This window comes from Halotalea alkalilenta, assembly GCF_001648175.1.
GTDB classification, from domain to species: Bacteria; Pseudomonadota; Gammaproteobacteria; order Pseudomonadales; family Halomonadaceae; genus Halotalea; species Halotalea alkalilenta_A.
Genome location: NZ_CP015243.1, coordinates 2,269,943 through 2,283,090, shown reverse-complemented (window position 1 = coordinate 2,283,090; position 13,148 = coordinate 2,269,943). Strand labels below are relative to the sequence as shown.

Annotated in this window: 12 protein-coding genes; 7 read left to right on the top strand and 5 right to left on the bottom strand. The window is 63.9% G+C overall.

Annotation, left to right across the window (positions count from 1 at the left end):
• Positions 1-79: 79 nt before the first annotated feature.
• Complete coding sequence (locus A5892_RS10150) at positions 80-1,204, bottom strand: polysaccharide export protein (RefSeq protein ID WP_150123523.1); 1,125 nt, start codon at positions 1,202-1,204, stop codon at positions 80-82.
• 845 nt (positions 1,205-2,049) lie between these two features.
• Between A5892_RS10150 and A5892_RS10145 the strand changes: the two genes are divergently transcribed.
• From A5892_RS10145 to A5892_RS10120, 6 genes are all read left to right on the top strand, one after another.
• On the top strand, positions 2,050-2,292 hold the full coding sequence (locus A5892_RS10145; protein WP_064122702.1) for a hypothetical protein: 243 nt from the start codon (positions 2,050-2,052) through the stop codon (positions 2,290-2,292).
• Between the two features lie 44 nt (positions 2,293-2,336).
• Complete coding sequence (gene galU / locus A5892_RS10140; protein ID WP_064122701.1) at positions 2,337-3,233, top strand: UTP--glucose-1-phosphate uridylyltransferase GalU; 897 nt, start codon at positions 2,337-2,339, stop codon at positions 3,231-3,233.
• Between the two features lie 427 nt (positions 3,234-3,660).
• Positions 3,661-4,521 carry a helix-turn-helix transcriptional regulator gene (locus A5892_RS10135; protein ID WP_223302621.1) on the top strand — a complete coding sequence of 287 codons (861 nt, stop codon included), beginning with the start codon at positions 3,661-3,663 and terminating at the stop codon, positions 4,519-4,521.
• An 88-nt stretch (positions 4,522-4,609) separates the two neighbouring features.
• The gene (locus A5892_RS10130) at positions 4,610-5,251 is read left to right on the top strand and encodes a LysE family translocator (protein WP_064122700.1); all 642 of its coding nucleotides are present in this window, start codon (positions 4,610-4,612) and stop codon (positions 5,249-5,251) included.
• Positions 5,252-5,721: 470 nt separating this feature from the next.
• The gene (locus A5892_RS10125; RefSeq protein WP_064122699.1) at positions 5,722-6,357 is read left to right on the top strand and encodes a YbhB/YbcL family Raf kinase inhibitor-like protein; all 636 of its coding nucleotides are present in this window, start codon (positions 5,722-5,724) and stop codon (positions 6,355-6,357) included.
• A 147-nt stretch (positions 6,358-6,504) separates the two neighbouring features.
• Positions 6,505-7,251, top strand: coding sequence for a helix-turn-helix transcriptional regulator (locus A5892_RS10120; protein ID WP_150123522.1), 747 nt, complete (start codon positions 6,505-6,507; stop codon positions 7,249-7,251).
• 108 nt (positions 7,252-7,359) lie between these two features.
• Here the strand turns inward: A5892_RS10120 and A5892_RS10115 are convergent, their stop codons facing one another.
• Positions 7,360-8,298, bottom strand: a complete 939-nt coding sequence (locus tag A5892_RS10115) for a patatin-like phospholipase family protein (protein WP_064122697.1) — start codon at positions 8,296-8,298, stop codon at positions 7,360-7,362.
• Between the two features lie 489 nt (positions 8,299-8,787).
• Between A5892_RS10115 and A5892_RS10110 the strand changes: the two genes are divergently transcribed.
• Positions 8,788-9,726 carry an AEC family transporter gene (locus A5892_RS10110; protein WP_064122696.1) on the top strand — a complete coding sequence of 313 codons (939 nt, stop codon included), beginning with the start codon at positions 8,788-8,790 and terminating at the stop codon, positions 9,724-9,726.
• A 9-nt stretch (positions 9,727-9,735) separates the two neighbouring features.
• Here the strand turns inward: A5892_RS10110 and sixA are convergent, their stop codons facing one another.
• From sixA to A5892_RS10095, 3 genes are read right to left on the bottom strand one after another with little or no spacing between them, the layout of a single operon-like run.
• Positions 9,736-10,221: a phosphohistidine phosphatase SixA gene (gene sixA, locus A5892_RS10105; RefSeq protein ID WP_064122695.1), complete on the bottom strand. Its 486-nt coding sequence runs from the start codon at positions 10,219-10,221 to the stop codon at positions 9,736-9,738.
• A 41-nt stretch (positions 10,222-10,262) separates the two neighbouring features.
• On the bottom strand, positions 10,263-11,333 hold the full coding sequence (locus tag A5892_RS10100; RefSeq protein WP_064122694.1) for an NAD(P)H-dependent glycerol-3-phosphate dehydrogenase: 1,071 nt from the start codon (positions 11,331-11,333) through the stop codon (positions 10,263-10,265).
• A gap of 48 nt (positions 11,334-11,381) precedes the next feature.
• Positions 11,382-12,917 carry a protein adenylyltransferase SelO gene (locus A5892_RS10095; RefSeq protein WP_082890385.1) on the bottom strand — a complete coding sequence of 512 codons (1,536 nt, stop codon included), beginning with the start codon at positions 12,915-12,917 and terminating at the stop codon, positions 11,382-11,384.
• Between the last annotated feature and the right edge of the window lie 231 nt (positions 12,918-13,148).

Here is a 13,148-nt window from a genome sequence, read left to right as displayed (position 1 = left end):
GTACGGTCCCGCTCCAAAGGAGCAGGCGGTTGGTCGAATGCATGGCGGGGCGAGCCCCGCCGCCAGTCACGCGAGGCGATCAGAGGTCGCGTACGTTCTGAGTGGTTCGGGAGATGTCGTAGATCGACCCCACTGAAGGCAGCAGCAGGCTGATGGTGCGGTTCCAGCGGCCGAGCGCAGTAGTAGTGACGTAGACGATGTCGGTGGGCTTGAGCATGAATTCAGTGCCGAGCATCAGCGCGGCGCTGTTGCGCGCGTCGAGCTGATAGACCGTGGCCATCTTCTGGCTGCCCTCCGGTGCCCGGCGAATCACGAAGATCCCGGTGGCGTTGGCGCTGCCCTCGTTGATTCCACCGCTCTGGGAGAGCGCATCGGTCAACGAGTAGCGGGTATTGCCCATCGAGATCGCTCGCGGCTGGATCACTTCGCCGAGGACGTAGACCTTCTGGTTGCCGACTTCGGGGACGTGGAGCACGTCGCCATCTTCGAGCAGGCGGTTCTGGGCGAAGTCGCCACGTTGCAGCATGTCGAATACCGAGAGCCGGATATCCTGCCCGCGATGGGTCAGCACCACGTTGTGCCAGTCGGCAGCGTCGCTGAGGCCGCCGGCCGCCGCGACCGCATCGAGGATGGTGAGCGGCACATTAGTGATCATCTGCGCGCCGGGCCTGTCCACCGAGCCCGTGACGTAGGCCTTCTGGGAATTGAACGCAGCGACCCTGACCGAGATCTGCGGTGATGCGATATACCCATCAGCGAGCCGACGAGCCAGCTCGTCGCGCACCTCGAGGGCGGTGAGCCCCGCCACCCTGATCCGACCGATATAGGGGTAATAGAGCGTGCCGTCCGGCTCGACCACATTGCCCGACTGCTCCGGGCTCTGATCGCTGCCCGCCGGGTTGGTCAGCTCTGGATGGTCATAGACGATCACCGAGAGGATGTCGCCCGGCCCGATGCGATAGCTGTAGTCCGGGGCGAGCGAGCGCGAAGAGGTCAGCGAGCGATCGTTGAGTGCGCCCTGCCGAGCGCTTTCGGCGGCCTGGGCGCGCACCAGGCCAAGCGTGATCGGCTCGATGTCGACCAACTCGTCGATGTCGTCGCCCGCGGTGTCGTAAGGTATCGCGCCCCCTGGAGCGAAGGCGCAGCCCGCGATCGCCGGGACGAAACAAATGGATAGTAGCCACTGACGGCATCGACGTTTCATACGTGTTCCTCGGCCCATCGAGTTGATTTATCAGAGTCACACTTTCATTGCCGGCGATTGTCCTGCGGCCCTGCACCGCAGTGACTGCCATCGGGTGTCACTCAGGTTAAGAAACGGATTCGAGAACACATACCCTGCGTATAAAACATCGAAACTTAAATGTTTAAACATAGGCATGTGACGTGTCGTCAAGGTTGTCGACCTTTCTCCAGGCGCTACCACGCTACCGCCCTCAGTGCTCATTTCAGCCTGATGGAATATTCGATATTTCATTGACGAAAGGGGTTCGCAAGGCTTTTTTCACAAGCCCCGACGACCGTTATCCCAAACACTATTCTATTTATCCCAGACCGCATGAATGCCCACCATGCGGATGCATAACCCATTGTATTTCAGGATTTTTTACTTATCTTTCCATCACGGGGACATAACAACGGAATCCCATCCCTTTCTCCATCGACACGTTCCCTGATTTTTCCAGCTTGGGTCGATAAGATTTCGTTTTTGGACACCACGTATCGACTAAGGTCAGTCTACACTGCCTGAAAAGGGGCACCAGATTCAAAAAATGTCAGCCTCCCTACGTAATATCCCATTTCCGCGTATTTTTCCGACGTTTTGATTCCAGTCTGCAAATCGTGTCAACACGGACGATTGAAAAGGCCTTGATTGGCAATCAAAAATTAAAATCACGAAGAATCCAACCAGGGGATTCGTCCCAGCCTGACGTAAGTTGCCATTTATTATTTGGCGCCCCTAACATCCTTGCGAACACGGCGATGACGAGCACGCTCGTCGGACACCGCGGGCCAACGTCGCACTTCCATCGATAAATGAGGTTCCCGATGAAACGAATGCCGCTATTGCTCTCTTCACTTCCTTTACTCTGCGCGATCAGCGTCACCGCTATCGCGCAGGAACCGATCACTCCCGGCGACGGCGCCGGCAGCGCGGCGCCGAGCTACTCCACTGGAGAGATAGCTGGCGCCGTGGCGATCTCCGCGGCGGCGATAGGCATCCTGCTGCTCTCTTCCGGAGACAGCGGTAACGGCACCGCACAGCCGACCGGTACCACCGGCACTCAGTGAGTACTGCAGACGATGCTCTCGCCCCAGCCCAAGGAGGGCTTCAAATGATCCGCAAGGCCGTGCTTCCCGTTGCAGGTTTCGGCACCCGCTGCCTGCCCGCCTCCAAGGCGATCCCCAAAGAGATGATCACCATCGTCGACAAGCCGGTGATCCAGTACGTCGTCGAGGAGGCCGTCGCCGCCGGTATCAAGGAGATCGTGCTGGTCACCCACTCCGCCAAGGCCGCGATCGAAAACCACTTCGACAAGCACTTCGAGCTCGAGACCCAGCTCGAGGCCAAGGGCAAGACCGAGCTGCTCGAGGAGCTGCGCAACATCATCCCCGATGACGTCACCATCATCAGCGTCCGTCAGCCCGAACCCCTCGGCCTCGGCCACGCCGTGCTCTGCGCCAAGCCCGTGGTCGGCGACGAGCCCTTCGTGGTGATGCTGCCCGACGTGCTGGTCGACGCCGATGGCTGCACCTTCGCCCACCAGGTGCCCAACGACCTCGGCGGGATGATCAACGCCTTCGATCGCACCCGGCACGCCCAGATCATGGTCGAGAACGTGCCCAGGGAAGTCGCCTACAAGTACGGCATCGTCGCACTCGAAGGCGATGCCCCCGCCCCCGGCGAGAGCGCGATGATCACCGGCATGGTCGAGAAGCCGAAACCCGGCGAGGAGCCCTCGACGCTCGCGGTGATCGGCCGCTACCTGCTGCCCGGCGAGATCTTCGCCCTGCTCGAGCAGACCGCCCCAGGGGCCGGCGGCGAGATCCAGCTGACCGACGCGATCGACCAGCTGCGTGCCCAGGGCGGCGTCGATGCCTATCGGATGGTCGGCGATACCTACGACTGCGGCTTCCAGCTCGGCTATCTCGAGGCGACGCTGTCGTTCGCCAAGCGTCATCCGAAGTTCGGCAAGGAGTTCAAGGAGATCCTCGCCAAGTACACCGACTGATATCTGCTCACAGAAAAAAACCTCCGTGGTGAGCCGGGCCTACCATCGTTCGCGGTAAGCCTGGCCACCAGCCGTTCGTGTCCTTCGACTCGCATCGCTTGCGCAGGATGCTCGGATAGCCGGAGAGCAACGGGCCGAGTCGAACCAAGACCCCAGCGCCGACGCTCGTTCCGAGCCTGTGGTGGCGTAGTTCAAAAATTGGCTTCTGGCGAGGCGGCATCAGCATGTCGGCGCCTTCGGCTTCATCCAGCAGGGATGCGCGCAAGGCCTCGATGCGCAGCACAACAGCACGGCCCGGCCATGTTGCTTGGCCGGGGACGCTAATGAATGCTTGTTTGAGGCTCGAAAGTTAATATTGCCAGCGATCCGGGGGATGACTGTTGCCGAGACACCACACTTTTTTTTAACAACGATTTGCGAGACCTGTATGGACGTCGATCTCGAAACGATGACTAGCCGTCCAAACTGTGCGGCCCAGCGCAGCGATACCCAAGCATTCTGGCGCGATCCGGTGTTGCCCTTCGCCGAGAGCCGCCGGGCCTGCCAAAGCCGGGCCTGCTACAAGCGCCACCATCACCCGACCTTTTCAATTGGCGCCGTCGATGGCGGCACCAGCGTTTTCACCGGCGCCGCCAATGGCCCGGTCTCCCTGTCCCCTGGAACGCTCGTCTACGTGCCCGCATCGCGTGTCCATGCGTGCAACCCGGCTCCCGATACCGCCTGGAGCTACCAGATGCTGCACCTGGACGCCGCCTGGCTCCAGGCTATTCGGCGGGAGTACACCAGAACCGACGCGATGGAAGACGAGCCTGTACGCATCGTGACCGCCCCGGCGGTCTATGCGCGCTTCTGCCGACTCAACGCGCTGCTGTTCGAGGAAGGCGACCCGATCGAGAAAGAAGCCGCGCTGATCGAGTTCGTCGGAGACTACGACACCGAACAGGGGCTCTCTATCGAAGGCCCGGTCGTGCCATCGGACCTGGCGAAGCAGATTCGGCCCGCCCTGGACCATCTATATGCTTCGCCCACCGCCAGTGCCACCTTGGACGAGTTGGCAGGCCTGGCAGGCATGAGCCGCTATCAGGTGATCCGAGCGTTCCGCGCCGTCACCGGCATGACGCCGCACGCCTGGCAGCTCAACCATCGTGTCAATCTCGCCAGGGACTGGATTCGCAGCGGAGACCGTCTTGCAGACATAGCCCTGCATCTCGGCTTCGCCGACCAGGCCCATTTTCAGCGGGTGTTCAAGGCGCATGCCGGGGTGACGCCCGGCCGCTTCAGAGCCTGACGCCGCAAGCGGCGCGGCTGCAATTTTCTTCAATACAGAAAGTGCCCCGACTCGCACACTGCGTAGAAAAGCTACGAGTATGTCCTGAATGCAGCCTTTCCTGATGATTGCCGCAGCGCATTTCCTGGCGCTGCTTTCTCCCGGCCCCGACTTCTTCCTGATCGCCCGCACCTCGTTGTGCGCCGGCTGGCGGGTCGCCAGCGGCGCCTGCCTAGGAATCGCCGTCGCCAATGGCGTGTTCATCGTGGCCGCCTTCGCCGGCACCGCCGCACTGAAACCAGACAGCGCCTGGTTCGTGATCCTTCAACTGGCCGGCTGCATCTACTTGCTCTATCTCGGAGGGCTGTTCATTCGCTATGCCGGCACCAGCGACCTGACAAATGTACCAGCCAAGGATAGGCACGCCGCACGATCCAGCCTTCGCTTCGGCGCGTGGCGCCGCGCCGCCGGCATGGGCTTCCTGTCGGGCATCCTCAACCCCAAGAATGCGCTGTTCTACGCCAGTCTGGCCGCGATGCTGACGGGGCCACACGCCAGCAGCGGCTGGAAGGCGATCTACGGCACCTGGATGTTCAGCGTCGTGCTGCTGTGGGATCTGCTGGTCGCGGTCATGATCGGCAACCACGCCGTCCTGCGTCGCTTTGCGCGAGCGCTGCCGTGGCTTGAACGCATTTCCGGCGCCATGCTGATCCTGCTGGCGGTGGGTGTCCTCCTACTCCTGGTGCGTTGAGAACCACGCGATACCGCAGGCGCGAAGTCTCACCTTCAGGCACCGCAGAAAAATGGCGCGCCAAACCAGCAACGATGCAAGGGGAGGACGGGCATCTTGGCGACTACCGGCTGCCACTGGTCGCCGCGCCCGACTATCTGGCGAGTCACGGGACGCTCGAGACACCCGCCGATAGCCGTTCCAGCACACTTCTCAGGTATTGGAGACGTGTCTTCCAAAGCTCGTAGCATCGAGCACCATGTGGTATCCGCAGAGGGACTGAAAGGAACCAGCACCGTCATATGCGCTGCATCTGGAATTCGTCGCCGACAATCAGGGAAACGAAGCAAAAGCGATCACATTGACTGGATAGGGAAAATGATTGACTGGATGTGACGTTTTCAAAAATCCATGCGGCCCTAGAATTCCGTACTGTGCGCAGCCTTGCGTAATATCGCCCTCTTTCATCGACGCCCAGGACGAAACCTCACATGCAACTCATCAGCTACAGCTTCCAGGACGGCCAAGCGATTCCTGGCGAATTCGCTTTTGGGATACCCGATGCCGCCGCACACGTTGCACTGTCGTCGAACCGAAACCCGCACTTAGCATGGAGTGACATCCCCGAAGGCACGCAATCCTTCGTGATCATCTGCCACGACCCTGATGTTCCAAGCCGAGGAGACGATGTGAACCAGGAAGGCCGCGAAGTGCCTGTCGAGCTACCGCGCATCGACTTCTTCCACTGGCTGCTGCTCGACATTCCCGCCGGCATCACGCAGATCGAGGCCGGCTCGCATTCCAGCGGTGTGACGCCACGCGGCAAGCCTGGCCCTCTTGCTGCCGATGGCTTGCGTCATGGCATCAACGACTACACCGCCTGGTTTGCCGACGACGCACAGATGAAGGGCGAATACTATGGCTACGATGGGCCATGCCCGCCCTGGAACGACAGGTTGGTTCATCGCTACATCTTCACGGTCTATGCGCTGGCAACGCCTACGCTTGCCGTGGACGGACCGCTGACGGGTGCCAGCGTACGCGCGGCCCTGGCCGCCGCGCCGGTGCTGGGGCAAGCCAGTCTGACCGGCCTGTATCGCCTCAACCCATCCGTACCTCTTGATTGACCTGTGAGCAAACGAAAGCCGGTCACGGCATCGCCACGTCGGACTGCTTCCGTCCCGACGGAAGCAGTCATCCGCACGCACTGGTCGTCGCCCTCTGGCGCACCGGTGCTGCGGCGTGGCCTTTGCAGTCTTGCGCAGCCTGTCCTGATGCAGGCCCAGCACACGCCACGATTTCTGTTCCACGACGCCACCGTGCTTCTCGTCGTCGCGGGGCGACTCGATCTCGATGATGCTGTCAGCCCGCTATCGGTCGACGCACAGGCGTCGTTGCTGCTCGTCGAGCCGGGCGCATGTGCCGATTTGCTGAAAACGCCGGGAGGCCAGGAGAAGCGCTTCCGCTCTATTTTCCTGACGATCTCGACAACCTTGCTGGAGGCATTTCACCGTGATCACTCCCCGCCCCCACCGAACAATGGCAACCGGGAGTCTTATCGGCAGGCATGGTTGGATGACGATCTGGAATCGACGTTCCGGTGCGTGATCGAAAGCGTGGAAGCCAAGCGTGTGAGCGACGAACGGCTCAAGTACCGGTTAATGGACTTTCTCCTGGCCCTCACTGAACGAGGCCATGCCTTCATGGACGCAAAGCAAAGCGGCACGGCCGGGCGCTTGCGCAGATTGCTTGGCGAAGCGCCGGATCAGCGCTGGACGGCGCATGAGGCGGGACGTGCATTGGCGATGAGCGAAGCCACACTGCGACGTCGCTTGGCAGGCGAAAGCGTGCGCTTCGAGGATCTACTGGTCGACATCCGCATGCACCATGCCATGATGCTGCTCCAGACGACATCCTGGAGCATTCCCAGCATTGCGCAGGCCTGCGGATACCAGTCTCGCGCGCGTTTCGCCGACCGATTCCGCGCACGCTTCGGCTACCTGCCTTCTGCCGTTCGTTGACAGAAGAGCGGCCCTGTCGCCATCGCGGCCGGCACCGCTACCTTGGTGATATCCTGGATTCGTCTCTTCGAACCAATTCCGCAGACCAATTCCGCAGAGACCAATTCCTCAAGCCAATGAATGGCCCGCGGCCCCCTCCTCGTAGCGATCGAGCGCCTTAGCCGCCAGGTAGCGGCCAAGCACGATCAGCTCCGCGGCACGATGGAATTCGTAGCTGCCGCACACGGTCTTGGGAATCTCGATCAGCACATCAGGCGGACTACCGGCGATCTTGTAGCTCGCAAGCGATGCCTGGGTGATGTCGAAGGAGCGCAGGATCAGTTCGATCCTGCCCAGTGCCTGTGCGCGGCGACGATGGCTCGGGCGCTCGCTGGACGGCGCCGCCGGCGCATCCAGCGCCCTCTTGCGCCAGCGCCAGGGAAAGCGCGTGCGCCGGTCGCCGTCCAGCTCCTCTCGCAGCGCCGCCGGCAGCAGCTGGTCGATACCCACGTTCTGCGGCGAGAGCGCGGTGACATTGACCGCGATCACCAGGTCGTTGCGCACCGAAAGCGTCGGCAGGATCGGCAGCGGATTGACCAGGCCACCGTCGACCAGCAGCCGGTCATCGATGCTCACCGGCGTGATCACGCCTGGGATTGCGATCGACGCACGAATCGCACGCATCAGCGAGCCGCGCTGGAACCATACCTCGCGCTGGCGGACCAGATCGGTGGCGACGCTGGTGAACGGGATCGGCAGCGACTCGATGTCGATTCCCTCCAGCCACTTGCCGAGATGCCCCATCACCCGGCCGGCGCGCATCGTACCTGCACCGCTCCAGGTCAGATCGACCAGACGGAGCACGTCGAGATAGCCTAGCCGGCAGACCCAGTCGCGATAGTCGTCGAGGTGCCCGGCGGCATAAATACCACCGATCACCGCGCCCATCGAGCAGCCGGAGATCGCAGCGATCTCGTAGCCGCGCGACTCGACCTCCTCGATCACGCCGATGTGGGCATAGCCTCGCGCCCCACCGCTGCCGAGCGCGAGCACCGCGCGGGGGCTCATGAGACGCCCCCGCGCGTCGCCAGCGCCGCTTCGAAGCTCGGATAGCGGGGCGCAGCCGCTTCACGTCTACGTCTCAGCTCGGCCATCTCCATGCGGTTCTCCCGAACGCTGCCCCGGTGGGACGCGGGGCGGCTCGTTCCGGGTAGTGAAATCGTCTACGATGGTCGCCTTGACCCAGCCGGGCCAGGCGTCGTTGCCCACAGGCGGCCCATGTTAGAACGTCGGTCGCGCAGGGGCGAGCTTCGCCCGCCCGCCGTCATCGCCATCCACACAACAACCAGGACGATATCGTGTCACGACCCTCTTCCTCGCGCCGCTGGCGCTCGCCGCTCTTCCTGCTGATCGCCGCCGCGGCCCTGCTGTTCGCCTTCCTGACCCTCTAGGTGGAAGCCCGCGCCCACGCCGCCTCGGGCCGCGGCGTGGCAGTTCATTGCCGTTCACCCCGGAGGCAGCGCCGGACGGGGCTCAAGCGCCCGCGAGGAAATCACCATGAGCCTGCTGGAAACCCTTGCCCGAACCCTCGACGTCACCCTGCCGATCTTCTCGATGCTGATGCTCGGCGTCGTCCTCAAGCGCTGGCGCTGGATCGACCGTCCTTTCATCGATACCGCCTCGGCGCTGGTATTTCGCGGCGCGATGCCGGTGATGATCTTCCTCAACACGCTCGAAGCCGATCTCAGCGCCATCGAGCCGTGGCTGCCGGTCTATTTCGCCATCGCCACCCTGGCGACTTTCCTGCTCAGCTGGCTATGGGCGCTGCGCTGGGTGGAGCGCGCCGACCGCGGCGCGTTCGTCCAGGGCGCGTTTCGGGGCAACGGGGCGATTCTCGGCCTCGCCTTCGCCGGCGGCATGTACGGCAGCTACGGATTGAGCGTCGGCGCCCTGCTGATAGCGACGCTGATTCCACTCTACAACGCGCTCTCGGTGCTGGTGCTCTCGCTCTATCGGCCGGAGCGGCGGGTCAGCGTCGGCAACATCCTGCTTGGCATGGCGAAGAACCCCTTGATCCTCTCGGTGTTCGCCGCCTTCTGCTGGCGCTCGCTCGGCCTGCCGATGCCTTCGTGGGTCTCCACCACCGGCCATTACTTCGCAAGCCTCACCCTGCCGCTGGCGCTTTTGTGCATCGGCGGCACGCTATCGCTTGCCGCCTTTCGCGATACCGGACGGGCGACGATCGAAGCCAGCCTGCTGAAGATGGTCTGGCTGCCGCTTCTTTCCACCCTGGGCGCCTGGGCCTGCGGATTTCGCGGCCCGGAACTCGGCATGCTGTTTCTCTACTTCGCAAGCCCCAGCGCGGCGGCCGGCTTCATCATGGCGCAGTCGATGGGCGCCAATGCACGGCTCGCCGCCAGCGTGATCGCGCTGACCACGCTGATCTCGGTGGTGACGATCACCTTTGGCCTGTTCGTGATCCAGCTGATCGGTTAGGCACCCGGGTCACGGGCTTGGCAGCGGACTCGGCAGATAGTAACGCTCAAGGGTCGCACAGCCGGCGGCCCAGACATCGGCCTCCAGTTCGACGACTTCGGCGGTGGACATCGGCCGCCGTGCGCGCGTATTGCCATCGACCAGCCGGCCGACCAGCTCGGCGACCAACGGCATATGGCTGACCACCAGCCAGTCCCCGTCCCCTGGCTGCTCGCCCAGCCACTCGATCACCGCCTCGACCGGCGCATCGGGTGTGAGCAGTGGCAGCACCAGCGAGCGCTCGATGCCAAGCCCGCGCGCCACCTCCCGCGCGGTGCGTTGGGCCCGCTCATAGGGGCTGGAGACGATCTCGAGCCGCGACGCCGCCTCTCCCAGCGCCTCGGCGAGCCAATTGGCGCTGGCGTTGGCCTCGCGCACGCCGAGTTCGCTGAGCCGACGTTCGGGATCGGGGCTGCCCGATAGCGCTTCGCCATGGCGCATCACATAGAGCTTCATGCGGTTCTCCTTTCAAGACCGGCCCGATGTCGGGCCGGCATTCATGGGATCGGGCCTTGGTCGAGCCGTTGATGGGCGCGACGCGCCTCCTCCCTGGACAGGGTGAACTCGACATCGCTCGAATGGTCGCTACGCATCAGCGCTCGTGCCATCTCGGAGGGAGCGACGCCCTCGAACATCACGTGATAGAGGCCATCGACCAGCGGCATGTAGATGCCTTCCCGCTGGGACTTGGCGTAGATCAACCGCACCGTGTTGACCCCTTCGGCGACTTGCCCCAAGCCCTCGACCGCGGCGTCGAGGCTCATTCCCTCTCCCATCGCGAGCCCGACACGGAAGTTACGCGAAAGCTTCGACGAGCAGGTGACGATCAGATCACCCACCCCGGCGAGCCCGAGGAAGGTCATTGGATTGGCGCCCTGGCTGACCGCGAAGCGACTCATCTCGGCCAGCGCCCGGGTGATCAGCATGCTCTTGGTGTTCTCGCCCATGCCCAGCGCGTGGGCCATGCCGGCGGCGATCGCATAGATGTTCTTCAACGCGCCGCCGAGCTCGACGCCGTAGCGATCGTTACTGGCATAGACGCGGAAGTACTCGCAGCTGAGCACCCGCTGCACCTGGGCGCGGGTGAGATCGTCATCGCTTGCGATCACACTGGCGGTGAGCTGGCGCCGCGCCACCTCGGCGGCGAGGTTGGGGCCGGAGAGCACGCCAATGTGGCGGCTGGTGGTCTCCTCGGCGAGGATCTCGCTCATCAGCCGGAAGCCGTGCTCCTCGATCCCCTTGGTGGTGCTGACCAGGATGGTCTCGGCCCCGATCCAGGGCGCGGCCTGCCGAACCACCTGGCGAAACGCCTTGGAGGGGATCGCCACCAGCACCAGGGCGGCCTGCTCGAGCACGAACTCGAGCTCGGTCGAGGCGACCACGCCGGGATCGATCTCGAAGTCCGGCAGATAGCGGTCGTTGCGCCGCTCACGGTTGATCCGCTCGACCAGTGATGCATCGCGCATCCACTGGCGCACGGTGGCGCCGCCCACCGAAGCGATGCTCGCCAGCGCAGTGCCGAAGCTGCCGCCGCCGAGGACCGCGACCCGTAAAGTCTCTTTGCTCATCGACTCGTTTCCATCGTCATCATCGACCGGAGCGCACTGCCTGCGCGCTCAAGATGAGCACGACAGGCAAACCGGAGCGCCCGCGGGAGGCGCCGAGGCATACGCCTCGGCGCCAGGTTGGGGGGTGAAGGGCGCGCTCAGGCAGGCACGCAAACGCACGAGCTCGGCGGTGTCCGCCGAGGTTTCGATCGCCTCGATCGCACGCTGGGCCAGATGAGTCCTGAGCACATAGAGTGGGTTGACCGCATTCATCGCGACCATGCGGGCGGCCTCGGCGCGGGTCTCCCTGCCGAGCCGGTCGCGATAGCGCGCGAGCCAGTCGCGGCTCGCCGCGCCGTCGCCGAGCGCAGCCCTGAGCCGCTCGCCGGGCTCATCGCCATGCCAGTCGGCGAGCGCGCGAAAGCAGAGGTGATAATCGCATCGGCCTGCCTGCAGCAGGGCGAGGAAGTCGCCCAAGAGCCGAGGGTCGTCGGGCTGCTCGAGCTCGAGCCCGAGCCGCGCGCGCATGCGCTCGCCAAAACGCAGGTTGAGCCGCTCGCCGTAGCGCTCCAAGGCGCCGGCGAGCGCATCGCGAGCGCGCTCCTCGCCGCCGAGCTCGTCACTGATCGGCCCGAGCAGCGCCGACGCCAGCCGGCTGAGATTCCAAAGTCCGACCGAGGGCTGCTCGGCATAGGAGTAACGTCCTTCCTGGTCGGTGTGGTTGGGGTTGAAACCTGGATCGAAGGCATCCTGGAAGGCGAAGGGGCCATAGTCGAAGGTGAGCCCGAGGATCGACATGTTGTCGGTGTTCATCACCCCATGGACGAAGCCGTAGGCCTGCCAGGCGGCGATCATCTCGGCGGTGGCGGCGACGACTTCGTCGAACATCGCCGCGGTCGGCGACTCGTGCCCGCGCAGATGCGGCCAATGGTCATCGATCACATGATCGATCAGCTTGCGCAGGCCGGGCTTATCACCGCCGAAGGCCAGCCATTCGAAATGACCGAAGCGGACATGGCTCGGCGCCACCCGCAAAAGCGTCGCACCCGGCTCCCAGCGCTCACGGCGTACCCGCTCCTGGTTGACCGCCACGGCCAGCGCGCGGCTGGTCGGCACGCCGAGCGCGGCCATCGCCTCGCTGGCCAGATACTCGCGCAGCGAGGAGCGCAGCACCGCCTGGCCATCGGCGAAGCGTGAATAGGGGGTGACGCCTGCGCCTTTGAGGTGGAGGTCGAAACGTTGCCCATCCGGCGCCAGCCACTCGCCGAGCAGCAGACCGCGGCCGTCGCCGAGCGACGGGTTATAGATACCGAACTGGTGGCCGGTGTACTTCTGCGCGATCGGGTCCATCCCCGGCCACAGCTGCTCGCCACCGAGCAGCGCGGTGAACGCTTCGGTTCCCGGCCGACCGGCATCGAGGCCCAGCAGCGCCAGACAGCCCGGGCTGACATCGAGCAGGCGAGTGCCCTTGCGAGGCGTCGGCGCGACCCGGGTGAAGAAATGCGCCGGCAGCCGCGCGTAGCGATTGTCGAAACGCGCAGCGAAGCCTTCGAGACCCGCGTCCAGCTCGGCCCCATCGCCGTGCTCTCGCTGATACTCTGTCATTGCCCTACCTCCCGAGGCCCTTTCCACTTGGCCCGAAGCCTGCATCATAGCTGGCGGCGAACCCCAGCGCTCGCATGCGGTCGAATCAAGGCTTCGCCGCTGATCGCGGGATCGGCAGCCAGCGCTTTGGATAGACAATGAGGGCGATGGGCGCCCGGTACAATCGATCGTCATCCACATCGGCGTCATCGCAGCGGGCGACGATGCCGATGGATGGCGCATCATGGACGC

Excerpts from the sequence above, each read along its gene's own strand:
- A5892_RS10150 (WP_150123523.1), bottom strand. The coding sequence starts at position 1,204 with ATGAAACGTCGATGCCGTCAGTGGCTACTATCCATTTGTTTCGTCCCG.
- A5892_RS10145 (WP_064122702.1), top strand. The coding sequence starts at position 2,050 with ATGAAACGAATGCCGCTATTGCTCTCTTCACTTCCTTTACTCTGCGCG.
- galU (WP_064122701.1), top strand. The coding sequence starts at position 2,337 with ATGATCCGCAAGGCCGTGCTTCCCGTTGCAGGTTTCGGCACCCGCTGC.
- A5892_RS10135 (WP_223302621.1), top strand. The coding sequence starts at position 3,661 with ATGGACGTCGATCTCGAAACGATGACTAGCCGTCCAAACTGTGCGGCC.
- A5892_RS10130 (WP_064122700.1), top strand. The coding sequence starts at position 4,610 with ATGCAGCCTTTCCTGATGATTGCCGCAGCGCATTTCCTGGCGCTGCTT.
- A5892_RS10125 (WP_064122699.1), top strand. The coding sequence starts at position 5,722 with ATGCAACTCATCAGCTACAGCTTCCAGGACGGCCAAGCGATTCCTGGC.
- A5892_RS10120 (WP_150123522.1), top strand. The coding sequence starts at position 6,505 with ATGCAGGCCCAGCACACGCCACGATTTCTGTTCCACGACGCCACCGTG.
- A5892_RS10115 (WP_064122697.1), bottom strand. The coding sequence starts at position 8,298 with ATGAGCCCCCGCGCGGTGCTCGCGCTCGGCAGCGGTGGGGCGCGAGGC.
- A5892_RS10110 (WP_064122696.1), top strand. The coding sequence starts at position 8,788 with ATGAGCCTGCTGGAAACCCTTGCCCGAACCCTCGACGTCACCCTGCCG.
- sixA (WP_064122695.1), bottom strand. The coding sequence starts at position 10,221 with ATGAAGCTCTATGTGATGCGCCATGGCGAAGCGCTATCGGGCAGCCCC.
- A5892_RS10100 (WP_064122694.1), bottom strand. The coding sequence starts at position 11,333 with ATGAGCAAAGAGACTTTACGGGTCGCGGTCCTCGGCGGCGGCAGCTTC.
- A5892_RS10095 (WP_082890385.1), bottom strand. The coding sequence starts at position 12,917 with ATGACAGAGTATCAGCGAGAGCACGGCGATGGGGCCGAGCTGGACGCG.